We start from the raw sequence: 26,111 nt of genomic DNA on the forward strand, positions 1-26,111 counted from the left end.
TCTCTTGATGAGGTAATTATATGTCAGGTTGTACAAAAAAAGATATGCAAAATCTTACGCAAGGGGTAAGAAATTATACTATTCTGTACATATTTTGTTCATGCTTTGTACATATTTTTACACTTTGCTTATCGTTATCGTAAGATTTTGCACAGGATCAATAACCTTCCTCTTCAAAAGAAAACAATATCTTCTGACTCTCCGGTTCATACATATTCTCTCTGGTGACAATGGTCGTGGCAGTATCCACCACGCTGGGACCGCCTGTCTGTCCGTTCATCAGATTGGCTGCTGTCTCCACTCCGAGATATCCCATAGCATATGGATTCTGTACGATCAGGGCATCTACTTCTCCGGTCTCCAGCATTCCCACAGAGACCACATTGGAATCAAAAGCCACCACCTGGATCCTGTCTGCCCGGTTCAGATCCCGGATCGCCCAGCCTACTCCGAGACTGGTCCATTCATTAAAGGTCACCACCACATTGATCCTGGAATCGGACAATAGCATTTCCTTGGCTCCCGCTCTGGCATCTTCCGTGGTGGAGAGCACATTGATCGTGGTTATATTTTTGACCCTCGGATCCTGCTCCACCGTCTGCCGGAAGCCAAGCTCTCTCTGTTGTCCGTTAGCGGAATTCACATCATAGTTCACAATACCGATATATAATTCCTCATCATCAGTGGCAAGCGCTGCTTCCGCTGCCTTTATCCCTGCCTGGAGATTGTTGGTTCCGATACGGCAGCTGACCTGACTGCTGTTCACATCACTATCGATCACGATGATCTTGATCCCTCTCTGTGCCGCCTGATCAATGATCTCGGCATTGGCATTATAATCCACGGCAGAAAATATGATCACGTCCACACCGTCATCCATTGCCCGGCGTACCATCTCATTCTGCGTTTCATAATCTTCCTCCGCCGCCGGCCCATCAAAAGATATATTAATATTGTACTCCGTGGCTGCTGCTCCGGCTCCGGCAAAAACGCTTTTCCAAAAAGCACTTTCTGTAGATTTAACGATCATTGCGACCTGTGTCTTCTGCGTCTCCGCTTCTTGTCCACAGCCACACAGCCCGGCTGCCAGGATTCCCGCAAGCAGCAGGGACAGTATTTTCTTCCTTATCTTATTTCTCATACCTTCTCCCATCCTGCCGCTGCATTTTCTTCTACTTTAGGCATCCGTATCGTAACACAGGTTCCCACATCCAGTTCACTTTCAATGGACAGTCCATACTCTTTTCCGAAATATATTTTGATCCTGTCGTTTACATTTTTAATACCGATACCGGAATTGTCCCCCGGCTCCTTATGCAGAATGGATCTGCACTGTTCTTCCGACATACCTACCCCATTGTCTTCCACCCGGAAAATAACATCCTCACCTTCACTGTAGATCCGGATCTGGATATGTCCCTCATCCACCATGCGGTCCAACCCATGATATATCGCATTCTCAATGATCGGCTGTAATGTGATCTTATTGCAATAATACTGCAGACAGTCTTCTTCTATCTGGAAGTCATAGGAAAACTGGTTCTTATACCGGAAGTTCTGGATCTTCAGATAACTCCTCGCATGTTCCACCTCTTTTTGAATCGTGATCAGCTCATGTCCTTTGCTGATACTGATACGGAACAGCTTGGCCAATGCGTTGACCATCTCCACGGCATCCTGACATCTTTCTTCTTCACACAGCCAGCCGATGGCATCCAGTGTGTTATATAAGAAATGAGGATTGATCTGTGCCTGCAATGCTTTCAGTTCTGTTTTCCGCAGAGATATTTCCTCCTGACGGACCTGATTCATCAATTTTTGGATTTTTCGTACCATGTGCTCATAGGACTGGGATAGTGCCTCGATCTCCATAGTCCCTTCCACCGGACGATAAACATATCCCGCTGCATCCTTTTCAAACTCTCCCATAGCCCGGATCAGGCGCTGCACCGGGTTCGTCACCAGTCTGGAGACCAGAAAGCTTACCAACATTGTCACCAGCAAAATAATGGTAAGCATTACGCAGATATTGCCCAAAAGTTCCATTTCCTTGGCTGTCACCAGTTCGCTGATATAACTGACTCCCACAACCTTCCAGTCACAATTATCCAGAGACCTCACGCTGCAGATCAGGTCATCTGTCTCAAAAGAACCGTTGCTGCTCAGATCCAGTCCGGCGGTTGCCTCTTTTTTCAGCCCGGAATATAATAGCTGTTGCTGTGGATGATAGATAATCTCTCCGTTGCTGTCCGTAATAAAGCAATAACCATGTTGTCCGATTCCCACGTTATCCACATAATCCGATATTTTAGAGAAGCGGATATCAATGACAACCCGCATCCTCTGTCCGTCTGCCCCGGTAAGTTCCTGAAGCACCGATACCACCCAGGGGTAATAGTCCTGCAGAAGAGACTCCACATGCGGTTCCGACAAATAAAGCACGTCCGGATTGTAAGAATCCAGTGCAATATAAGACAGATCTTTCAGATAATGCTCCTTCAGAGTATGCGTCCCCGTATAGGAATCCGCAAGCTGTCCCTTCGCATCATAGATATAGACAGCCACGAGATCCGAGCGTACATCGCAAAGCGTCTCCAGAGTCTGGTCGGATTTTCCTCCGCTCTTTGTCAGATTCTTTTCAATCAGGCTCATGATCTCCTGCATGTCCCCGATATAGTTGGAGATCGCATTGGATGCCTGTGTCACCGCCTGTTCACTGCTGGTCTGTGCTGCCTGTTTCATACTGGATACATACAGTGATAAAAAGAAAAAGGTAGACCACAGTAAAAAAAGTGTAACCAGTCCAACCACCAATATCGTAATGATAAAAGAAAGTGATGCTTTCCGTTTTTTCATAATGATTCTTTCTCCTGACGCATGGCATTGGGAGACATTCCGCAATATTTTTTAAAGCAATAACTAAAATAATGCTGATCGCTGTAGCCGCAGCGTTCCGCGATCTCCCTCATTTTCATTGCGCTGCCCAGTACCAGCTCTCTCGCCGTCTCGATCCGTTTTTTGGTCAGCAGGTCTACGAAGCTGGCTCCGGTCTCCTTTTTGATCAGTGCGCTTAGATAGTTCGGACTTACATGAATGTTGTTGCTGACACCCACCAAAGACAGCGTCGGATCACCATAATCCCTTTCGATGATCTGCATTGCCTTCTCACACAGGATCTGGCTGCTTTTTTTCTTGCCGGCGTTGATCAGCTCCCAGACCTCCAGACATAAGGACGTAAAACGGTCTTTTACCTCTCGCACCGGACCCTCCAGCATGGCAAACCGCTGGAACAGGGCGCTGTCATCCGTCACGGTATAAGCTATACGGATGAGTGCCGATGACATTCTGAAAATCATAAACTTGCATTTTAACTGAGCATCCTGTTCCGACTCCAGTTTTTCAAAAACAGTTTTCAGATACTGCTCCAGTTCTGTGCGGGAACCGCTTCGGATCAGATTCTCCATCTGCACCACGTATTCCGAAGCCATTTCCATATCCATGGAGTTGTCCCGTTCCTCATCCGCGATATAATGGATCCCGCTCTCTCCCGGTTTGCAATATCCCAGTGCACTCATGGCTCCGTGGTATGCCTCGTGACATTCTCCCAGACGCTCTCTGATACGGCTGACACCAATGTGGCAATGCATGTTCAAAATACGTTCCGTACTCTGTACCATCTCACCGACTGCAATATGAAGATATTTTTCAAACGTGGTCCTCGTAGCCGCCAGTATCGTTATGATCCGCCCATCCATGGCAAAGCTGTAATGCTTCATATATTTTTGCAGGATCATATCAGCCGAATGTGCGAGCTCCGGCCGGGTGCAGTTCTGTCCGTCTCTGTCTTCCACCGAGATTGCCAGTACAGCATACTCAAACGAGTTATTCCGGTCCTTCAGGAATCCATTCGCGATCGCCTGTTCGATCAACTTCTCTTCTCTCTCTCCACTGTCGAAATTTACATAATCATCCAATAGCAGCGGTAGAAAAAACTGCTGAAGATTGGGATTATCATTTTTTCTGGTGTCAAATTCCGCAAAAATGCCATCGATCTTAAGCTTGATCTTCTTCAGTTCTTCCGTCAGATCCGCCATAGTAATGGGCTTCAGCATATAACTGATAATGTTGTACTGAATGGCCTGTTGTGCATAGGAAAATTCATCAAATCCGCTTAAGAAAGCAATCTGTGTGGTAGGCCGCACCTCTCTGACCTGTCTGGCCAGTTCAATCCCCGACACAAAGGGCATCCGGATATCCGTCAGTAAAAGATCCGGTTCCATCCGCTCCACCAGCTCCAATGCTTCGATACCGTTTTCAGCTTCTCCCACCACACGGAACCCAGTACTTTCCCAATCAATTTTCCGTATAATCGCTCTGCGTAATTCTTCTTCATCATCTGCAACTACAATCGTATACATAGGTAACCTCACTGTTTTATTTTAAAGTAAGTATCTGCGCGGAAAATGCGATCGGAAGAGAAATCTTCCGTGCCGTGTTTTCTCCCAAAAACAAGATTTCCGCGATTCTGCCGTCTCCTGATATGATCTCACCGGTTCCGTATTTCCGATGCTGCACCTTACAACCGGTAACACATGCCTCAATACATTTTTCCACCTCCTGCGCAGACAATTGCTGTACTTTTTTCTGTACATTTTTATGTATGTTTTTCTGTGCTTTTTCCGGAAGGATCTGTCGCTCCTTCGGCTTTTTCAACACTTCCCCGGAAAACACAGAAGTCATATTCGGTCCAAAAGTAAATATATAAAGCTGTTCCTTTGCACGAGTCATCCCTACATAATAAAGCCTTCTCTCTTCTTCGTAGGCATTTGCCTCCGGAGAGTCCGGTCTGCATCCTCCGGGCGGGATCGCTGCCGGCAGTACTCCGGCCAGCATATCCGCCAGATAGACCCTTGTATATTCTAATCCTTTGCTGGAATGGATCGTCGACAGGATAAATTTGCTCTCCGGATCGCCACATCCTTCCCGGATCATCTCCTGCAATTTCTGTAATCTCTTCGGGAAATCAAACAGACTCTCCTCCCGGTCTCCCAGTACTTTCAAGATCTCTGCTTTACCACTGTCCATACCGTGGCTATCCATGAATTCCTGATATCCCATATAATTCAGGATCCGGTAGATCGCCCTGCCTGCCGTCTCATACCTCATATTGTCCAGGTGCGTTGCCAGCGCCCTGCACTGTTTTCTGGTATAAACGGACACATCCTCCTGCTCTGCGACCATATCCAGCAATGTCAGTCTCCCGGTATTGGCATCAACCGCTTCCATTGCCGCCTTTTTGCTGATTCCGGCACCCATTTTATAATAAATCCTCAAAAAAGTCTCCCCGTCCCATGGGTCCAGTGACAAATGAATAAAATCACAGATATCGTTCACGACAGGATGTGAGAAAAAGGTCATATCCGTATTTTTCACCCGATAAGACAGACCCTTTCGTTCCAACATATCAATGATGGGAAGTGCACTCTCATTGTTCCGGTACAGTACCGCTGTCTCCTGTTCACAGTCCTCCGCAACTTTCAGCAGATAGTTATATTGTCCCTGTCTGGACACTGCCCTGATCTCCATGACACAGCCACCGGCTGCTCTGGCTGCGGTCATGGTCTTCGCATGGCGGTTCCGATTTTTCTGTATCAGTTGATCCGCTGCCCGGACGATCTCCTGTCTGCTGCGGTAATTCGTCTCCATAAGCAGCAGCTGCGCCCCGGGATGTCTGCTTTCGAATTCCACCAGTGCCCTTGGATATGCCGCCCGGAACCCGTAAATACTCTGATCTTCATCCCCCACCATGAACAGATTTCTGCTTTTTGTCGCCAGCAGATCCATCATATCATGCTGTATCTTCGAAGTATCCTGTGCCTCATCCACACAGAAATACTGATATTTTTCTCTGAAATACGCAAGCACCTCCGGATACTGTTCGAGAATCCGCAGAGCATAGATCATCTGATCATCATAATCTATCATTTGCATCTGTCTGAGTTTCGCATTATACGCCCGAAAAATCTCCGGGAACTTTTCCACTTCCGTATCCATATTGCGGATTTCTTCCGGTGTCAGACGCATATTTTTCGCGTAAGTGATCTCCAGCTGTGTTTCTTTGATATCGTTTTCCGTAGCATACTTTCCGGTCACTTCCCAAAAGGACTGCTTAACCGCGGTGGAAGCTTCTTTATCTGCCACCTGAAATGGTGTCTTCTGCGTCCGGTATGCAAAATACTGCAATACTTTCTGAGAAATTCCGTTAATCGTACGGAATTCCAATCGCTTTGCATCTTCCTCCCCGAATATTTTAGCAAATCTTCTGCGCATATCCTCGGTGGCCGCCACAGTATAAGTTACGGTCAGAATGGATTCCGGCCGGATCCCCAGACAATAGATCATATATCCCAGTCTGCTGACCAGCACGGTAGTCTTTCCGCTGCCGGGTACCGCAAGCAGCAACACCGGGCCGTCCACTGCCTGCACTGCCCGAAGCTGTTGTTCATTCAATTGAATGTTATATTTTTCCGTAAAATCAGTGAAGTTCAATGTCGCACCCTGCCTTCATGGGTTTCCCATCCAAGATTGCCTCCCGAAGAATACCGTCATCTCCGTAGGACAATTTTAAGGAGAAAAATGGCCGGTTCTCTCGCAGTAACCGGAAGAAAATCTTGTCTCCCTCCCAAAGATTCAATTCTTCTATTCTGTCCATATCGACCCATTCCAAGGTGCCTTCATCACATTCCACAGGAGTTCCTGAGAATCCATCCGCCGTATAGAGACACATATACTCGTATTCCTCACCGCATACAAATGTGATCAGGCCTCGAAACCGGTAAGAAGTCAGTGTATATCCCGTCTCTTCTTTTACTTCCCTGAGCACACATTCCTCTGGGCTTTCCCCTGCCTCAAAATGACCGCCTACTCCAATCCACTTATCCTTATTTATGTCATTTTCTTTTTTCACTCGATGAAGCATCAGATACCTGCCGCCCTGCTCTATATAGCAAAGCGTCGTAAGATTACTGCCCTTCTGTTGTATACCCATCAAAGTTCTCTCCCTCACAAATGTCATATTAAAGATAGTATAACAGATTCCGGGTGGGCACACAAATAGAATGTTGAGAGTTACGAGCCATGAAAAGTCAAAACGGAAACAGCGATCTGGGAGCTTGCTCACAAGTCGCTGTTTTTGTTTTTGACTATATACGGCGACAGCCGTCAATGAAATAAATGTGGAGCGCCTTTTGCGACACATTTATGAATTGAGTGCATGGCTCGTAACGTAGGGTTGCCATAAAATCCACGCAGAAAGGGCTGCCCGACCCGGACTCGGATGCTAGCTACAACTGTGGATTTTCTAAAGGAAAGTGGCCAAGTGTTTCTCATCATGACGGGGCCGCCTTTACGTTGCCATCCATGTGCACAAAAAGCCATGCAGGCATGGCTTGGCTAACGCGAACATCGTGTTCGCGTTGCCCCTGCGGTTCAACCACTTTCCAAGAAAATCTCACAGTCTCCGCCGCATCTACGCCCGAGGGAGCAGTCCTTTTCTGCTGGAAACCTTCTGCCTCAGCATGGGCGTTCTGTGTTTTGGGTCTATACAGAAAAAATGAGTTGTGAGATACTAAATTTGCTACAAATAACGCATAAAAAGATGACTATGGGTCTATAGGAAAAAAACTGGCTCTGAGATACTCATTTTGAAGAAATTGAGTATCTGGCAGGCGAAGTTTTCGCTATAGGCCCATATTGTTTCGTTTTTGTTTTTTACCCGTTCCAAAAAGTACCTACAGGGAAATTTATCTTCTATAGACCCACGAAGATTTTAGATCAACTATTTCACTAACTTTCAATTTTCTACACATCCGGTTCTGAGATGCGTGTGACTCCCACATAGATATCCGATATTTCAAACCATGTAGGATAATCGACGATACCAGTCTGCGGAAGATGAAATATTTTTTGGAACATCCTGACTGCTTCCGCAGTATCAGGTCCATAGATACCGTCAGGGATCAGAGTAGGGATCGCCGGATAATTTCTGGCAATCCGGTTCAACTGCTGTTGCAGTTGACGGACTTTTTCCCCGGAAGACCCAATGGTCAGGTCATACCCCGGCCAGGAAGACGGCACTCCCGATATAATATCCGCAGAATTGATGTACATATCATTACCGTAATAATAATGAATGATATCAATGGCGGAATATCCCTGCTCCGCCAACGACTGAGATCCCCACTGACTAAGTCCCCGGCAGGTAGTCCGGTTGCCGTCACAGTATGATGTGAAAATAGGCTGCCGTACACCAGGTCTTGATAAATAATTGGTAAAAATGGAATCTACCAGATAATCGATCTCTTCAAACACATTTCTGCCATAGATCCATTTTTGGTCATATGCCGTAGAAGATGTTATTGTAAAGTCATATCCTTTTCCCCTATACCACTCTGTAAATACACGATTTAGCGTAAACGACTGGATCACCAGTATATTTGCATAGATCGCACTTTCCGACCAGGTCGGATAAATCTCGCTGGAAGCTACATTTTTAATATAATCCTTATAGCGTACCCAGTAATTTCTGGCAGTGGGATCCTCCGGGTCGCCATCATGTACGATCACGTATTCCGGAATGACCACGCGGCTTAAGACAATCTCCCCTGTCTCGTTCATAGGCTTGATCTCTTCTTCCGGAATCTTAGGGGGATATTCTCCAAACAAGGTATGTGGCGGGATCACCACCACCTTCTCCTCCTCTTCTGTTACATCCAATGGATTCATTCGTATCGGTTGTAATGAATATGCACCTGCCAGAATCTCAGAGCCGGATACCAATACCGTTTCAAAGCCTTCTGCCGTCACTTGAATGTTATACTCAGAATAAGGCTGCTCCGTAATATCAGGAGTCAGAGAAAGCTCTCTGGGCGGTGCTTTCAGATTGATCTCCGGGGTCTGCCCCGATTCATCGGTAGTAAGTGTCTCTATCGGAGAATCCGGATCTCCGGTATAAGAAATGGTGACCGTAGCACCGGGGATCGGTGACATCCCCAGTGCAGAGACAACACTGATCTGTAGTGTCCCTGTATAAGTAGTATCCTTAACATCCATGGACATGCGTCCTTTCTGCCTATCCCGTACCACATCGTCCTCGTATGTTCGGTCAGGCAATAAATCTTCCTTACAGAATATGCTCCGTTATGCGAAGATGTGCTTAAATGCTAGCTATTCAAAGCCATATAAATATGATTGCATGAATTTCTGAATAACTACCATAATTTTTCTAACAAAAAGCAGGAACTATGACTTATGCAAAAACACTCATCACAGTTCCTGTTCTATTTATTGTCCTTCGCCGGACCCTCTGCGTAATTTATTTCGTCAGCAGCATCATAATGTCATTGCTTCTTGCCACGAACTTGGTCATGGCATCTGCATCCAGAGGGGCATGCTGGAGTTTAGCCAGATCATACAGCTGCTCGCAGATCATTTCTGCATTCTCGCCGTCCTGGTGTTCAGTAATGTACTGTACCAGAGGATGGTTGGCATTCAGGATCAGGGTCTCGCCCTCGCCGCCGAAAGCACTCATATCCATGCCGGGCATGGAGTACATCTTCATCATATCCTGCATACGTCTGCTCTCTTCGGACAGCGTGATCATAGAAGAGATCTTCTTGTTCTTCAGCTTCTCTACCTTGATCGTGATCTTGTCATTCTTCAGAGCCTTCTTCATCAGCTTGCTGATGCTCTCAGCCTGCTCTTCCATCTCTTTTTCAGCCTTCTTGGAAGTCTTGGACTTCAGGGCATCGGTCACATCCGCATCGATACGCTGGAACTTGATTCCCTCGTTCTTCCGCTCCAACTGGGAGATGAAGGGCTGATCGATATTGTGGGTCAGGATCACAGCATCCATCTTGGCAGCCTTGAACATATTGATGTACTGGCTCTGCTGCTGTTCATCCGTTACATAGTAGATGATCTTCTCCTTCTTCTCTTCCTCGGTATTCTCCTCGGAAGCCCCATCTTCCGCCTTGTCCTCTACGACTTCGGCTTCTACCTTGTTGCCGTTCTCGTCTACGGCATTCTCCTTGTTCTCTTCCTCATCCTGAGGCTTGATCTCCAAGCACTCCGGCAGAGTCAGATACTTGCCGTCCAGATTCTTGAAGAGGATGTAATCATTCATCTTCTCACAGAACTTGTCATCCTTCAGACAACCGAATTTGATGAAGGGACTGATATCATCCCAGTACTTGTCGTACTCTTCCTTGTCGGTCTTGCACATACCGGCCAGCTTGTCCGCTACCTTCTTGGTAATGTACTCGGCGATCTTCTTGACAAATCCGTCGTTCTGCAATGCACTTCTGGATACATTCAGCGGCAGATCCGGACAGTCGATGACACCCTTTAACAACAGCAGGAACTCTGGAATGACTTCCTTGATATTATCTGCGATAAATACCTGATTGTTGTACAGCTTGATGGTACCCTCGATGGACTCATACTCCATATTGATCTTCGGGAAGTACAGAATACCCTTCAGATTGAAAGGATAATCCATGTTCAGGTGGATCCAGAACAGAGGCTCCTTGTAATCCTGGAATACCTTGCGGTAGAAGTCCAGATACTCTTCCTTGGTGCACTCGTTGGGATGCTTGGTCCACAGAGGCTGTGTCTCGTTGATCAGTTCGGGACGCTTTCTGATCTTCAGCTTCTTGGGCTCTTCTGCTGCCTCGGCTTCTGCATTCTCGCCCTCTGTTTTTTCCTTCTTCTCCGGCTCGATCTCTTCGAGGACTTCATCATCGGGAAGCTTTTCCTCTTCCTTGATGATCTGGGTCTCCTTGGTGTTCGCCTTGGACAGATAGATCTCCGTAGGCATGAAGGAACAATACTTCTTCACTACCTCACGAGCCTTATACTCATTACAGAACTCCAGGCAATCCTCATTTAAGAACAGAGTGATAGTCGTACCGACATCAGTCTTGTCTCCGTCTTCCATGGAGAACTCGGTGCCGCCGTCACACTCCCAGTGTACTGCCTTGGCGCCATCCTTGTAAGATAACGTATCAATATGTACTTCATCCGCTACCATGAATGCGGAATAGAAGCCCAGTCCGAAATGACCGATGATCTGGTCGGAATTGCTCTTATCCTTATATTTCTCAATGAAATCCGTAGCACCGGAAAATGCGATCTGGTTGATATACTCTTCCACTTCGTCGGCGGTCATACCCAGACCGTTATCCTTGAAGGTCAGTGTCTTCTTCTCAGGATCCACGATGACATCCACACGTCCCTTATAACCTTCGGGAAGAGAATATTCTCCCATCATGTCCAGCTTTTTCAGCTTGGTCACAGCATCGCAGCCGTTAGAGATCAGCTCTCTGTAGAAAATGTCGTGATCGGAATACAACCACTTTTTAATAATCGGAAAAATGTTTTCACTGTTGATTGATAAGCTACCGCTTTTTGCTGCCATTTTTACCACATCCTTTTCTATAATTGCACAGTCATGGCTGACTGTTATCTAACTGATTCTAAGTGTAGGACTGCAAAAATAAAAAGTCAAGACAAATTTAGCACTCATTTCAAATGAGTGCTAACAATCTGTCAAAAACCCAGTATTTATCAGTGTTTCCACAATTCTAAAATTTTAATAAAGCATATGGTGATCCTAAGAATTACTCCTCCGGAAAATACTTTGCATACACATCAAAAAAGTTATCCGTGGTCACCTGTTCGTCCGTGATCAGGGTAATCTCATCCCACAGTTTGTCATTGAGCTGACGCACCAGCGTATTCACGAAGCTGTCATACTCCTGTCCGAAGACTTCCCTTTTCCGTTCCTCTACAATCTTAAGCTTATTGGCATCGGTTTCTTCTCTGTCCAGGGTATTGGTACATTTGATAATATAATACCCTCTTTCGCACTGGATCACCTGGCTCACTTCATCCGTTGCCAGATTGAATGCTGCTTCCTCGTAGGCACTCTCCGCCTCACCCTTACCGAAAGAATAGGTGATCTCGGAATCATCGCTGTATTTAGAAGCCAGCTCCGTGAAATCATGCTCTCCGTCCACCGCCATGGCTCTCACCTCACAGGCTTTTTCGTAAGCTTTCTGGATAGAGCTTTCCGAATAGGGCTTTAAGTTACCGTCCATATCTGTGGATGCTGTTGCGAAAAAGATCTGCTGCACCGTAATCTTGCGCGCCTCGTCATCACTGATCTCCGGATTGATATCCTGAATGATCAGCCGATAGACCTTATCTGCCATGGCGTATTCCCGGTACAGATTTTCCACGATTTCCTCCGTGGCACCCATGGTCTCGATCTCTGTGTCATTCAGGGAAGAATAATACTCCTGCGCTGCCTGGACGACCTTTGCTTCCTCGGCTTCATCTAACGTGACCTCTTTTTCCTTTGCCAGCAGATACATGGTCTTGATCTGCGCGATCCGAGCCAGTACCGTCTCCTTGACGTTATCCTCCAGTGTCACACCGTTTAAGGAAGTGTTCCAGATCTCCGTTCCGTAGACATTCGCATACTGATTCTGTATCGTAGTCAGATAGATCATGATCTCTGCCTTAGAGCAGGATTCATCTCCGATACGGAAGACTTCATTTTTCCCGAATCCCGTGGTGAAGACTACTTTCGTGCCGTCATCCCCGCCACAGGCGGTCAGCCCCGTTACCATACTTACTCCCAACACTCCCGCCACCAATACCGCGGTGATATTACATCTATTTTTAAAAAACATAGCATTTCCTACTTTCTCAAAGTCTCTGAATTCTGATTATACCCTATTTTTATCTTCCATGCTACGTTTTCTTATAAGTTCAGAAAATTCTAAAAATTCTCCGCCAGTCTGTCCTCTGCGGGAAGCTTTTCCACTTTTACCGCACAGACTTTGTATTCCGGGATTCTCGCATATTTATCCAATGCCGCATTCGTCAGGATATTGGCATTGCCATCCGGGAAATGGAACGGCATCCAGGTCTCCTTCGGGGATACTTTATCTCCCACTCTCGCAGTCGTGATCAGGGTACCTCTTCTGGATGTAACTTTTACCTTTTCTCCATTTTCAATGCCAAGGCGCACTGCATCCTCCGTATTCATCTCGATGAAGGAATGACCTTCCTTCTCCATCAGTCCCGGAGTTTTTCCGGTCATAGCTCTGGTATTGTAATGGTACAGGATACGTCCCGTCATCATGATAAACGGATATTCCTCATCCGGCAGTTCCGCACTGGGCACATATTCTGCAGGGTAGAACCATCCCAGACCTCTGGAGAACTTACCCACATGCAAAATCGGTGTGCCGGGATGTTTCTTATCCGGGCAGGGCCACTGGATACTCTCACCCTTATCCAGTCTTCTATGGCTGATACCTGCAAAGCTGGGGGTCAGGGACGCGATCTCATCCATGATCTCTTCGGAAGTAAGCTGGGCTTGCGGATATCCCATACGGTTCATCAGGTCGATAAAAATATCGGTATCCAGGCGCATCTCGCCTTCCAGTGTCACCGCTTTACGGACACGCTGTACTCTTCTCTCCGTATTGCTGAAGGTGCCTTCCTTCTCCGCATAACTGGTACCTGGCAGAATCACATCCGCATACTGCGCGGTCTCTGTCATGAACAGGTCGGACAATACCAGGAAATCCAGGCTTTCTAGCGCCTTGCGGATATGATGCTGGTCTGCATCCGTTACGACCGGGTCTTCGCCGAAGATAAAGAGTCCGCGGATTTCCTTACGGATTGCCGCAGGGAATACATCCGTTGCATGTACGCCGGGTTTTTTGTTCAGCTCCACTCCCCATGCTTTTTCAAATTTGGCAATAACCTCGGGATTTGTCACTTTCTGATAACCGGGGAGATCACCGGGCAATGCACCCATATCGCAGGCACCCTGCACGTTATTCTGTCCACGTAAGGGATTCACACCACAGCCGCTGCGTCCTAACTTTCCTACTAACATCGCCATGTTGGACATGGACATAACACCTTCGGTTCCGGTGGAATGTTCCGTTACGCCCAGGCAATAGATGATCGGAGCCTTCTTCGCCTTGGCATACATCAGTGCCGCCTCCCGCAGGTGGTCCGCATCGATATGACAGATCTCGGCTACACGCTCCGGAGTATATTCTTCTACAATCTTTTTCAATTCTTCAAAGCCTTCGGTCCTGGTGCGGATGAATTCTTCGTCTGCCAGTCCCTCATGGATGATCACATTCATCATACCGTTGGCAAATGCAACGTTCGTACCGGGCTTTAATTTCAGATGAATATCTGCCTGTCTGGACAGACCGATATCTCTGGGATCTACCACGATCAGCCGGGTACCCCGTTCCACTGCCTGACGGATCTGCATACCGATGACAGGATGTGCTTCCTCCGGGTTCGAACCTACCAGCATGATCACATCCACATCATTCGTAATATCACTGATGGGATTGGTCATGGCTCCGCTTCCCAGTGTCATGGCAAGTCCGGCTACGGTTGCGGAATGACAGACTCTGGCACAGTTATCTACATTATTGGTACCAAACGCACAGCGGACCATCTTCTGCAGCATATAGCAGTCCTCGTTCGGAGAACGGGAGCAGGCGAAACCTGCCAGTGCATCGGAACCATACTTTTTCTTGATCTCTGTAAATTTCGCCGCGATGAGATCCAGTGCCTCATCCCAGGTAGCACGCTCAAACTCTCCGGTCTCATGGTTCTTGATCAGAGGATATTTTAATCTCTCCGGCGAATGTACAAAATGAAACGAGCCAAATCTGCCCTTAACACACAGCAGTCCCTTGTTGGAAGGGCCGTTTGCCGGTTCCACATCCACGATCTCGTTATCCTTTACCACCAGATAATACTGACAGCCGGTAGCACAGTGGGGACAGGTCGTCAGAACCTTTTTCACCTTGCCGACCTGGTACTTTTTACGGTTTTTGGCTACCAGTGCTCCGGTAGGACATACTGCCGCGCAGTTACCGCAGGACTCGCAGTCTGTCTCCTTCCAGTCCGGTCCGAACGGAGCATCGATCAGCGTTCTCGTACCGATCTTGCTGTTATGCAGGGTGCCGTTACAGGACACCTTGTTACAGGTGCTGACACATCTCTGACAATTGATGCACAGCTCCGGATAATACGTCAGAAAAGGATTCTCTTTTTTCGCTTCAAATTTGGCTGCACTTCCGGGATAGCAGGATTTCGTAATGCCGTATTCATTGGACAGATCCTGCAGTCGGCAGTCGCCGGATTTGCTGCAGGAGAAGCATCTGACATCATGATTGGCAAGCAGCATGTTCAATACCTGCTTTCTGCTGTTCACCACTCTCTCGGAATGAGTGTTCACCACCATTCCCTCTTTTACTTTTGTATTGCAGGAGGTTACCAGATGTCTGCTGCCTTCTACTTCAACCACGCACATCTTGCAGGCTCCTACCTCATTGACATCCTTCAGGTAGCAGAGTGTGGGAATCTTGACGTCCGCCTCCTGTGCAGCTTCCAGTATGGATAAATTCTCATCTACGGAAATCTGTTTTCCATCTATGGTGATCGTTACCATTATACTCTGCCTCCTTCTACCACTCCGCATCCAAAGTGATCACATCTTAAGCACTTACCGCATTCCTGCATCGCCTCATCGTAGGACATTCCGTTTTCCACCGGTTCGAAATTGTTCTTACGCTCTCTTGCGGAACGGTCTGTCAGATGCACTCTGCCGTAATGGGTTCTGTCATTTTCTCTGGGCTCCGGGATCTTAATATCCTCCAGATATTTATGATGATACCCAAGGTATTCATCAATGTTCAGCGCTGCTACTTTGCCGGCACCAATAGCCTTAATTACGGTTGCCGGACCGAATACACAGTCACCGCCGGAGAAAATCTTGTCATAGCTCTTAAGTCTGGTGGTATCTAATGTCTCAAATGTCTTTCTTCGGGGATTCACATCATACTCTGCAAAAGGTGCAGAGACAATATCCTGACCGATGGCCATAAGTACCACTTCACAGGGCACCTCGATCTCGGGTTTATTTGCCACCGTTACGGAAGGCTTTCCCTGTTTGTCATACACACTGATGATCTGGGGCTGTGCCACAAATCCACAGACATTCCCCTCCGCATCCGCATTGATCTTCACCGGTGCATTCAGTGTCAACAGTTCCACGCCCTCTTCAATGGCTCCCTGGATCTCGGAAGGCAGTGCTGTCATGTCGATCTGACGTCTGCGGTAGATCACCGTTACCTCTTTTGCATGGCACCGGATGGCAGAACGGGCACAGTCCATGGCTACGTTTCCGCCGCCTACGACCACCACACGTTTGCCGGTATAATCCGGGATGTTGCCTCTACCGATCTCGCCCAACATTTCCACTGCGGAATAGACTCCGTTGCTGTTCACGCCGTCTACGTTTACAGATTTACCTACCTGGGCACCGATAGCAATATAGATCGCATTGTACTGCTCCTTAAGCTGCTCCATAGTGATATCCCTGCCGATGGCAGTATTGTAATGCACTGTAATATTACCGGTAGACAGGATCGCATTGATATCTTCGTCCAGTCTTTCCTTAGGCAGACGGTAATTGGGGATACCGTATCGCAGCATTCCTCCCAGCGCTTCTCTCTCTTCATATACATCTACCTTATGTCCCATCAGAGACAGATAATAGGCAGTCGTCAGTCCGGAAGGACCTCCTCCTACGATAGCTACTTTTTTACCGGTGGTGACATTACACTCCGGCACCTTTACCTGATCTGCCGCGATCTGATCCACCGCAAATTTCTTCAGTCCACGGATATTGACCGGGCTGTCTATCAGGTCTCTGCGGCATTTTGCCTCACAGGGGTGTTCACAGATAAATGCGCATGCCGTGGGAAAAGGATTGTCCCTGCGGATCAGATTAATGGCATCTGCATAGCGATGTTCACCGATCAGCGCAATATACCCCGGAATATCCACATGTGCCGGACAATGGGAAATACAGGGAACCTTCTGTCCCACTTCCGCCTGGCATCTGTGCTGTTCAATATGGCTCATGTATTCATCACGGAACAGTTCCACACTCTGCAATACGATGTTGGCCGCCTCATAACCTATGGCACAGTCTGCCGTATCCTGAATCATTTCCGCCAGGGATACCATATTGTTAAAGGTATCCATATCCGCCTTACCGTCCAGAATGCTGCGCATCATATTCTCTACCTGTTCCAGTCCGTCACGACACGGAACACATTTACCGCAGGTCTGACTTCTGGCACTTTGTAAAAAAGAAAGCTGCACTGCGATCGGGCAGACACCGGGAGGATTTCCCTTCACCCTCTTTACAAATTTATCTAGGAATTTTGTTGTCTTTTCATTCATTTCATTTTTGTAAATAATATTCTCGGAATGCATGAAACCCTCCTGTGTACGTCCTGTCATGATGAGTACTGTATCTCTTCCAACAGGCATAAGATTTTACCGACTACCCCGAATACTTAAAAAGGTATAATGTAAGTGCTTACATTATACCTTCTTGAGAAACATTCTTCAATTAGATTAATTATTTAACAAACCTGTTATTTTTTTAGCGAAATACCATTACCGCATTCCCCGTCTTCTTCCCGTAAGATACGGATTCCGTGGGCCAGTGTATCCAGTACTGCCTCCAGGCATTCCTTCACTGCTTTCGGACTTCCCGGCAGATTTACGATCAACGTCCGGTTACGGATGACACTGGCAGCTCTGCTTAACATCGCCCGGGGAGTGATCTGCAGACTGTAATAGCGCATTGCCTCTGCGATTCCAGGTGCATTTCTGGTAGCTGCCCGCATAGTAGCCTCCGGGGTATTATCTCTGGGAGAAAAACCGGTTCCTCCGGTAGTGAATACCACATCCACATCCTCTTCATCCGCAAGTCTTACCATTTCCCGGTATAAGCCTTCCGCATCATCAGACAGTACCACCTGACTTACCACTTCATAACCCTGTTTTTCTATGATACTGCGGATAGCGGGACCACTCTCATCTTCCCGCTCTCCTTTGCTCCCTTTGTCACTGGCAGTAATGATCCCCGCATGGAGTTTTCTGGTACTGATCAGTTTTAAGGTATCACCGACATCGATCCTGCCGCCATGCAGTACCCTGGCGAACACGCCCTCTCTGGGCATGATGCAGTCCCCCACCATATGGAAGATCTCGCATTCCGAATGGCATTTTTTCCCTATCTGCGTGATCTCCAGCACCACCTCATTACATTTGAAAATACTTCCCACCGGGTAAGATTTAAAATCATATCCTTTCACCAGCAGATTTTCACCAAAAGCTCCATCTGCCACGTTCGCGCCTCGTGCGCGGAATTTTTCCACCTCTTCCCAGGATAACAGGCTTACCTGTCTGTGCCAGTTGCCCGCATGGGCATCCTTCTCCAGTCCCCAGTCTTCTATAAAGTTACAGCTTCCGACATTCTGCTTGGCTGTTCCTTTTTTCTCACTGATACATACTGCTACTACTTCTCCTGCCATAACTGTCATACCTTTCCTTCGGCCCGGTCCGTTTTTGTCTGCCCGCACCGGTCATGTTTTGTATCTATCCGCCGATCTGTACCATCTTGCGCTGTTCTTCCGCTCCATCCGTCAGACCTCCGTCAGCTGCCTTTTCCCGGAAATGATGCTCTGATGGTTTCTCCCGGACAGCAGCCAGAATCCGCCCCCGGATCTCTTCATCCAAAGCTCCGCTTCGAAGCAGTGGTTTCAGCTCCAGTCCCCTGTCATAATGCAGGCAGAGCTTTAATCTTCCTTCGCAGGTCAGGCGGACTCTGTTACATTCCCTGCAGAACTTGTGGGAAATCGGACTGATGAATCCGATCCTGCCGGAAAATCCCGGAAACTGATAACATTCTGCCGGACCGTCCGGTTTTTCGTAAGGAGCTGCTGCACGCCCCGCCACTGCCAACGGCGATTTCCCCGGAACTGCTATTGCTGCTCCAAATCTTCTCTCCAGCCGCCTTAAAATCTCCTCCGAGGAAATTCCCGTATAATCTTTTCCACAGCCGATGGGCATCAGCTCGATGAATCGGACATCCACGGGCCTGTCCGCTGCCAGTGCGGCAATTCCTTCCATATCCTCTCCATTCATCTCCACGCAGGGGACGCAGTTGATCTTCACCCTAAGCTGCTGCTCCAGCGCCGCATCGATTGCGCGGAGCACACTGTCCACACCTGCTGCACGATCTGCTCTGTCACAGCCTGTAATGCAGCGAAAACGTTCCGGATCCAGCGTGTCCAGGCTGATGTTCACTGCCGTAAGTCCCGCCTCGCGATAGATTTCTGCCTGCGGTGCGAACAGCGTCCCATTGGTAGTCATGGCGATCTCCCGGATTCCCGGCAATCCATGGATCTGCTCCACCAGCCACGACAGATTTTTCCGTACCATGGGTTCCCCACCGGTCAGACGCACCTTTCGGATTCCCAGTTGTTCCATGATCCCCACCAGCCGGAAGATTTCTTCCAGCGTCAGTATCTCCTCATGGGCTAACGGCGTGATCCCTTGCGGCGGCATGCAGTATCTGCACCGGAGATTACACTTGTCCGTCACCGATATCCTCAAATAATCAATTTCTCTTCCCAGACCGTCCTGCATTATGTACTCCTTTTATTTTTCCAGCCATATGATCTGTTCCGGCGGCATTTTCAGGTACAGTGTTTCTGTATTTTTCAGTGCCTGCCATTCCTCCTTCGGCAATTCATAGGTCAACACCTCTGACGCATGTTCCCCTGTCCGGTTACCGTTACAAAACAGTACCACTGTGGAAAAGGTATCCTCGATCACCCGCAGGATGTGACACTCCAACACATTCGTTGCCTCCATTGCCGGAACGACCTGAAAATAGTGTGCCCGGAATGCCGCATATTTGTAGCTACCTTCCTCGGACGGCGCAGACAGGCGGATTCCCCAGTCTGCTGCCGCATATCCGCTATCAGATTCAGCCTGCAGCATCGAGACATTTTTACATCCGGTCAGAAGTGTTGCCGCCAGAGACGCCGGATTCTGAAAAAGCTCCTCTTTCGGCTGCACATCCAGGATCTGTCCGTCTTCCATGACTGCGATGCGGTCCGTCATACGATAGGCCTCGTTCCGGTCATGGGATACGAACAGTACTGTCTTCCCATAATCTTCCATAACCTTCATCAGTTCCCGCTCCAACTGCATCTTCAGATAATTGTCCAGTGCTGTAAAGGGCTCATCTAACATCAATATCTCCGGCTCCCCTGCCAACATTCTTGCCATGGCGGTACGCTGCTTCTGTCCACCAGACAACTGCGCCGGGTACAGCTGCTCCTTACCTTCCAGGAAAAAGCGTTTCACATACTCCGATGCTTTCTTCCTGTCACCTGCGCCGCACAGGATATTCTGCAGCACCGTCATATTCGGGAAAAGGGCATAATCCTGAAATAAATATCCTACTCTCCTCTTCTGTACCGGCAGATGGATCCGTTTCTCCGAATCAAAAAACACTTTATCGTCCAGCCGGATCACACCTTTATCCGGCTTTTCGATTCCTGCGATGCATTTGAGTGTCATGCTCTTGCCGCAGCCGGAAGCACCTAACAGCCCCAATACTTCTTTTTGTGCGGTAAACTTTACTTTTAACAGGAAGTCTCCACACTTTTTTTCAAAATCCACATACAAAGCCATTATCTCTTTCCACCGCCTCTCCGCTCCTGATAACCCATCCAGTAATTCATCAGGAAAATGGTGAAAAAGGATATTCCCATGATAATAGCTACCCAGTAATAGGCCAGACTGCGGTCACCGCTCTGCACTGCCGTGTAGATCGCCACCGACATGGTCTGTGTCCTTCCGGGAATATTTCCGGCTAACATGATCGTCGCACCGAATTCCCCCATAGCCCTGGCAAATGCCAGAATCGTGGCAGCCGCCACACCGGGCCATGCCGCCGGCAGCTGAATCCGGAAAAAAATCTTTGTCTCCGACATTCCCAGCGTCCGTGCAGCATAGATCAGATTCACATCCACCTGCTCCAGGGCGCCGCGGGCTGTCCGGTACATGATGGGAAAAGATACCACCACTGCCGCGATCACCGCCCCCTGCCAGGTGAACAGCACACTGATTCCCATTTTTAAGAGCAGCCCGCCTAACAGACTGTTTTTCCCGAAGATGATCAACAGGAAAAATCCGACTACCGTAGGAGGCAATACCATCGGCAGAGAGAAAATGCCGTCAATCAGTGCCTTGCCCGCTCTTAAGGAGAGGACCAGCCTGGCAGAAAGCAGACCTAAAAAAAACGTAAATACCGTCGCACATACTGCGACCTTCAGGGAGATCCATAAGGGTGAAAAATCCATTTCTGCTCCTATTCTGCCGCAGAGAATCCGTAGCCTTCGAATTTCTGCATGGTATGATCGGTCTGCAGATATGCAAGGAACTCTGCTGCCGCATCTGCGTGTTCACTCGCCTTCACGATTCCCACCGGATAGATCACCTGTTTACAGGAACCTACGGGAGCCTCGCAGACGATCTGGATGTTCTCGCCCGCATAAGCATCTGTTGCATATACCACGCCACAGTCCACAGCACCGGTTTCTACCCAGGAGAGTACCGTGCGGACATCGGAGCCGTAGTTTGCCTTTGTCTTTACCGTATCCAGAATTCCCAGAGAGGTGAAAATCTCCTCGGAGTACTGACCTACCGGCACACTTCCCGGCTCTCCCAGTCCGATCATGCCGACTTTATCTGTTGCCACATCTTCGAAAGAGGTAATGTCCTTATCACTGCCTTCCGGAACGATCAGAACTACCTTATTTTCCAACAGCTTCACAATAGAATCCAGATCCATCAGTCCCTCATCGTTCAAAGCTGTCATATGTTTGGTCGCTGCGGAGAAAAACAGGTCTGCCGGAGCGCCTTCCTCGATCTGTGTCTGTAAGGCTCCGGATGCTCCATAAGAAAAGTGCAGTGTCACATTTGGGTGCGCTGCTTCATACTCTGTCTTGATCTCGTTACATACATCCGTCAGGGAAGCTGCCGCTAAAATCGTCAGTTCCTCAGCCACCCCGGTATCTACTGCATTCTTCGTTTCAGATCCACATCCTGCAAACAACATTGCTGCCAGGATCGTTGTCATTACTGCTGTCATTTTTTTATTATATTTTTTCAAAATATTCTGTTCTTTGAAAATGTCCGCTCTTGCCACCCATCTTTTCCTCCAGATGGATCTCTCCCATTTCCATGCCGCGGTCCATTGCCTTGCACATATCATAGATGGTAAGCAGTGCCACGTTCACCCCGGTCAGTGCCTCCATCTCTACGCCGGTACGCCCGGATAATTTTGCCGTACAGCAACACCGTATCGTGCATGTCTCCTCTTCCATAACAAAATCTATGGTGACCTTTGTCAGCATCAGCGGATGACACAGAGGGATCAGCTCCCAGGTCCGTTTGGCCGCCATGATCCCTGCGATCCGCGCAGTTCCCAGAACATCTCCCTTTTTCGCCGTACCGTCCTTCACCGCGTCAAATACTTCACGGCTCACCCGGATACAGCCACTTGCCGTGGCACATCTCTCTGTAATATTCTTGTCTGTTACATCTACCATGATGGCGTTTCCCTGCGCATCAAAATGAGTAAAGCCTGACATTTTTGTTTCCTTTCTGTTGTTTACTGTTTCCCAAAACCGCAATTGGGGAAGTGACATACTTCACAGTTCAGGCACAATCCACCCTCTCCGTAGCTGTCCAGATCAGCTTTCGTCAATCGTTCTCCTGCCAGTACTCTCGGCAATACCAGGTCAAATACCGTGCGTCCCGCATACATCACGCAGCCCGGCAGTCCCAGCACCGGAATCTCTCCCAGATAAGATAACAGGAACATGGCTCCCGGAAGCACCGGTGCCCCATAAGACACAATATCCGCTCCCGCAGCTTTGATCGCTCCCGGTGTCCTGTCGTCCGGGTCCACGCTCATGCCGCCGGTACACAGCACCATGTCTGCGCCCCTGCGGACAAAATCCAGAATTGCTGCCGAAATATCCTCCTGGCAATCATCCAGGATCACCTGTCCCATCACTTCCGTATCATATGCCGCAAGCTTTGCCCGGATGGCAGGTCCGAAAGCATCCTGTATCCTGCCTTTAAATACTTCACTGCCGGTGGTGACGATCCCTACCTTTTTATGAGACATTGGCAAGATCTTAAGAAGCGGTTCCCCGCCGGCTGCTTCCTTTGCCCGGTTCATTTTTTCCTCTTCGATCACCAGTGGGATAATACGCGTGGCCGCCAGTCTGTCTCCTGCTTTCACCGGAAAATTGCCGTGAATGGTGGCGATCATCATCTCTCCCAGTCCGTTCACTGCACGTAATTTTTCGGAATTGATCTTGAGCAATCCGTCTGCTTCTGCCCGGATCTCGATCTTACCTTCCTTCGGTTCACTGGCAGTCATATTGTCATTGATGCACAGATCCCGTAAAATTACCGCTGCCTCGTCCTCATGCAGGATACCTTCCTTTTTTTCCCACACATAGAGATGTTCCTTACCCACAGATAACAATACGGGAATATCCTCTTTCGTGACAATATGCCCCTTGCGGAACACGGCATCCTTCACTACTCCCGGAATGATCTGGGTAATATCATGGCACAGCACCTGTCCCACTGCATCTTCTGTTCTGATCAGTTTCATCGTAATCTCCCGGATATACCAAAATATCCTAAAATACAGGCATAAATGCCTGCTATATCATTCATGTCATACACAGGGCAGTTCACCGCATCCTGCGTCACTACATCGGTTGCAACCGCGATCAGGTGCTCTGTGGCACATACCGTATGTTCCGACACCGCTCTCCGTACCACTTCAACCTTCGGATAAGCGGAATCCTTCAATCCCTCCAGGATCAGAACATCCACATCTTTGCAGGCCACTATCATATCCTCCGCGGTCACTTTTCCCTTACGGTTCAGAGAGGACTGCGTGTCGGAATAAATAGCACTGATCCGGGCCCCTGCTTCCGTAAAACGGTACGTGTCCGTCCCTTCCTGATCCATGTCGTACTCATGCCCGTCGTGTTTGATCACACCTACGCGGTATCCGTCCCGGATAAACTCATTGATCAGCTTAATGATCAGTCCTGTTTTGCCGCTGTCTTTGATCCCGCTGACACAGAAGATAAGCGGCAGGCTTAAACTTTCGAATTCTTCTCCGGTATTGATATTGCGCAGCTGCTTTTTATCAAAACAGCTGCTCTCCAGACGGATGTATTTGGTCCGCACCCTGCGCAGGATCTGCATCAGGCGATACTGCCCCTGTTCGATCAGTTCTTCTATCACCGGCAGTATTTTTTTCGAATAAATGGCACACAGCGGATGAATATGATCCTCATCCACCATGCAATAGCAGTCATAGTCTGAGGAAATAAATTCTGCCATATACCGCGCCAGATCTCCCGTGATAAAGGGCATATCCCCGGCACAGACAAATACATAATCGCAGGAGGTGTGGATCAGGACCTGCCGGATTCCTTCCATAGGTCCGATCTCCCTGTGCTCATCACAGACAACGGGAAGCCCCAGATTCTCATATTCTCCGGGCATAGCAGCAGAAATACAGGGCTTCTCATCGAACCCCCGGAGTTCCTCACAGATTCTGTCTAAAAATCTGCGGTTCTGATATTCCATTAAGACCTTGTTCTGCCCCATCCGGCTGCTCTTGCCGCCGGCAAGGACCGCTGTGCCAAGGGTAAATTTTTGCATTTCCTGCATGTTGATTTTCCTCCAGTGCAAGCACGTCGAAACGGTTTTTCCCGTCGTTGCCTTTCATGATACCATAAGGATTGCTCCGTGCAAGCACGTCGAAACTATTTGTCTTGTGACCTTTGTATCATTTAAAATACCGGATCCTGACCTCATCTCCGGGGTGCAGTTCCCGCCCCGGTTCCATATCTATAAAGCAATTACAATCTCTCATGTTGGAAAGCACCGAAGACGCATGTACTGCTGTGGGCAGTGTCACTCTGCCTTCCTCCGCATATGCCCGGACAAAACGTCTGAGCTTATTCACCTTCGGATAAGGGTCAGAAAGCACCGCTTGCGTTCTTCGCACCTTCAAGGATGCATCCTGTGTCAAATACGCTGCCAGTTCCCAAAAATAATACTCAAAATTGGCATACGCCGCAAAAGGATTTCCCGACAGGCTTAAGATGGCTTTACCATCCAGGACACTGCCGATCGTCGGAGTTCCCGGCTGGATGTTGGCATGGGAAAATATTTTTTTCGCTCCCAGTTCTTCCAGCACTTCCGGCAGCAGATCCTTTTTCCCCACAGACACACCACCGGTAGTGATCACAATATCCGCTGTTTTCAGGCACTGCTGTATTTTTTCCTTCAATAATTCTTTATCATCTCCGCAGATTTCCGTGAAAGGCACCTGTATTCCCTGTCTTTCCATGGAAGCCCGCAGCATATAAGCGATACTGTTATATATTTTCCCCGGTAAAAGTGGCGTTCCCGGTGCCATCAGTTCTGAACCTGTGGATAGAATACTGCACTTTATCCTCTCACAGACCAGCACCTCGTAAATGCCGAGACTTGCCAAAAGCCCCATATGGAGTGCACGCAGATGTGTCCCCCGTGCAAGGATCTGCTCACCCTCACGGATGTCCTCTCCCACACAGCAATAATTTGTTCCCGCTGTAATCTCCCGGTAGATCTGTACCTGTTTTTCGCCATAATCGGTATCTTCCTGCCGGATGACCGCATCGTATCCTTCCGGCACATAAGAACCGGTCATCACCCGTACCGCGCATCCTCCTTTGCAGGGAATCTTTGTGTAATCTCCGGCAAATAATTCTCCCACGATCTGCAACGTAACCGGATGTTCTCTGTCCGCACCCGACGTATTCTCCGCCCGTACGGCATAACCGTCCATGGCAGACTTCGGATAGGGAGGAATCATCATCTGCGCCACAATATCCTCACCGAGGATCCGGTCACAGGCATCCGTAAGTGCCACATATTCTGTTTTTTCTATAGGCTTTACCTCTGCCAGTAATGCCTCCAGACATTCTTCCAATTCTTTCATGCGCGGCTCCTCTCACTGTGTTTTATTCCGT

19 protein-coding genes are annotated in these 26,111 nt (G+C 48.4%); all 19 read right to left on the minus strand.

Going from position 1 to position 26,111, the window contains the following annotated elements:
• Positions 1-157 precede the first annotated feature (157 nt).
• Positions 158-1,141 carry a substrate-binding domain-containing protein gene (locus tag H9Q77_RS10020; protein ID WP_118546693.1) on the minus strand — a complete coding sequence of 328 codons (984 nt, stop codon included), beginning with the start codon at positions 1,139-1,141 and terminating at the stop codon, positions 158-160.
• Positions 1,138-2,856: a cache domain-containing sensor histidine kinase gene (locus H9Q77_RS10025; RefSeq protein ID WP_249325385.1), complete on the minus strand. Its 1,719-nt coding sequence runs from the start codon at positions 2,854-2,856 to the stop codon at positions 1,138-1,140. Before H9Q77_RS10025 ends, H9Q77_RS10020 begins: the two co-directional genes overlap by 4 nt.
• The gene (locus H9Q77_RS10030) at positions 2,853-4,418 is read right to left on the minus strand and encodes a response regulator transcription factor (RefSeq protein ID WP_118692294.1); all 1,566 of its coding nucleotides are present in this window, start codon (positions 4,416-4,418) and stop codon (positions 2,853-2,855) included. The genes H9Q77_RS10025 and H9Q77_RS10030 overlap by 4 nt, the downstream gene beginning before the upstream one ends.
• Positions 4,419-4,434: 16 nt before the next feature.
• A complete protein-coding gene (locus H9Q77_RS10035; RefSeq protein ID WP_249325387.1) occupies positions 4,435-6,549 on the minus strand; it encodes an ATP-dependent helicase in 2,115 nt (704 codons plus the stop codon).
• Positions 6,536-7,048 carry an NUDIX hydrolase gene (locus tag H9Q77_RS10040; RefSeq protein ID WP_118546689.1) on the minus strand — a complete coding sequence of 171 codons (513 nt, stop codon included), beginning with the start codon at positions 7,046-7,048 and terminating at the stop codon, positions 6,536-6,538. The genes H9Q77_RS10035 and H9Q77_RS10040 overlap by 14 nt, the downstream gene beginning before the upstream one ends.
• An 812-nt stretch (positions 7,049-7,860) precedes the next feature.
• On the minus strand, positions 7,861-9,117 hold the full coding sequence (locus H9Q77_RS10045; RefSeq protein WP_249327154.1) for a peptidoglycan-binding protein: 1,257 nt from the start codon (positions 9,115-9,117) through the stop codon (positions 7,861-7,863).
• A gap of 256 nt (positions 9,118-9,373) precedes the next feature.
• Entirely contained in the window at positions 9,374-11,476 is a 2,103-nt protein-coding gene (htpG, locus tag H9Q77_RS10050; RefSeq protein WP_118692298.1) for a molecular chaperone HtpG, read from the minus strand.
• A 202-nt stretch (positions 11,477-11,678) separates the two neighbouring features.
• The gene (locus H9Q77_RS10055; RefSeq protein ID WP_249325389.1) at positions 11,679-12,755 is read right to left on the minus strand and encodes a peptidylprolyl isomerase; all 1,077 of its coding nucleotides are present in this window, start codon (positions 12,753-12,755) and stop codon (positions 11,679-11,681) included.
• Positions 12,756-12,844: 89 nt separating this feature from the next.
• Entirely contained in the window at positions 12,845-15,562 is a 2,718-nt protein-coding gene (gene fdhF, locus H9Q77_RS10060) for a formate dehydrogenase subunit alpha (RefSeq protein WP_249325391.1), read from the minus strand.
• The gene (locus H9Q77_RS10065) at positions 15,562-17,424 is read right to left on the minus strand and encodes an NAD(P)-binding protein (protein WP_249325393.1); all 1,863 of its coding nucleotides are present in this window, start codon (positions 17,422-17,424) and stop codon (positions 15,562-15,564) included. The genes fdhF and H9Q77_RS10065 overlap by 1 nt, the downstream gene beginning before the upstream one ends.
• 137 nt (positions 17,425-17,561) lie before the next feature.
• Positions 17,562-18,506: an MOSC domain-containing protein gene (locus tag H9Q77_RS10070; RefSeq protein WP_334298687.1), complete on the minus strand. Its 945-nt coding sequence runs from the start codon at positions 18,504-18,506 to the stop codon at positions 17,562-17,564.
• Positions 18,507-18,570: 64 nt separating this feature from the next.
• Positions 18,571-19,623, minus strand: coding sequence for a GTP 3',8-cyclase MoaA (gene moaA, locus H9Q77_RS10075; RefSeq protein WP_249325396.1), 1,053 nt, complete (start codon positions 19,621-19,623; stop codon positions 18,571-18,573).
• Between the two features lie 12 nt (positions 19,624-19,635).
• The gene (locus tag H9Q77_RS10080) at positions 19,636-20,679 is read right to left on the minus strand and encodes a sulfate/molybdate ABC transporter ATP-binding protein (protein ID WP_249325398.1); all 1,044 of its coding nucleotides are present in this window, start codon (positions 20,677-20,679) and stop codon (positions 19,636-19,638) included.
• Entirely contained in the window at positions 20,679-21,350 is a 672-nt protein-coding gene (gene modB, locus H9Q77_RS10085; protein ID WP_249325400.1) for a molybdate ABC transporter permease subunit, read from the minus strand. Before modB ends, H9Q77_RS10080 begins: the two co-directional genes overlap by 1 nt.
• Before the next feature lie 8 nt (positions 21,351-21,358).
• The gene (gene modA / locus H9Q77_RS10090; RefSeq protein ID WP_249325401.1) at positions 21,359-22,198 is read right to left on the minus strand and encodes a molybdate ABC transporter substrate-binding protein; all 840 of its coding nucleotides are present in this window, start codon (positions 22,196-22,198) and stop codon (positions 21,359-21,361) included.
• Positions 22,149-22,643: a cyclic pyranopterin monophosphate synthase MoaC gene (gene moaC, locus H9Q77_RS10095; protein ID WP_249325403.1), complete on the minus strand. Its 495-nt coding sequence runs from the start codon at positions 22,641-22,643 to the stop codon at positions 22,149-22,151. Before moaC ends, modA begins: the two co-directional genes overlap by 50 nt.
• 20 nt (positions 22,644-22,663) lie before the next feature.
• A complete protein-coding gene (locus tag H9Q77_RS10100) occupies positions 22,664-23,683 on the minus strand; it encodes a molybdopterin-binding protein (RefSeq protein WP_249325405.1) in 1,020 nt (339 codons plus the stop codon).
• Positions 23,680-24,762: a molybdopterin-guanine dinucleotide biosynthesis protein B gene (gene mobB / locus H9Q77_RS10105; RefSeq protein ID WP_249325406.1), complete on the minus strand. Its 1,083-nt coding sequence runs from the start codon at positions 24,760-24,762 to the stop codon at positions 23,680-23,682. Before mobB ends, H9Q77_RS10100 begins: the two co-directional genes overlap by 4 nt.
• Positions 24,763-24,880: 118 nt before the next feature.
• Positions 24,881-26,080 carry a molybdopterin molybdotransferase MoeA gene (locus tag H9Q77_RS10110; RefSeq protein WP_249325407.1) on the minus strand — a complete coding sequence of 400 codons (1,200 nt, stop codon included), beginning with the start codon at positions 26,078-26,080 and terminating at the stop codon, positions 24,881-24,883.
• Positions 26,081-26,111: the final 31 nt, after the last annotated feature.

Origin of the sequence: Simiaoa sunii (assembly GCF_014337175.1) — a bacterium.
In the GTDB taxonomy this organism is placed as follows: Bacteria; Bacillota; Clostridia; order Lachnospirales; family Lachnospiraceae; genus Acetatifactor; species Acetatifactor intestinalis.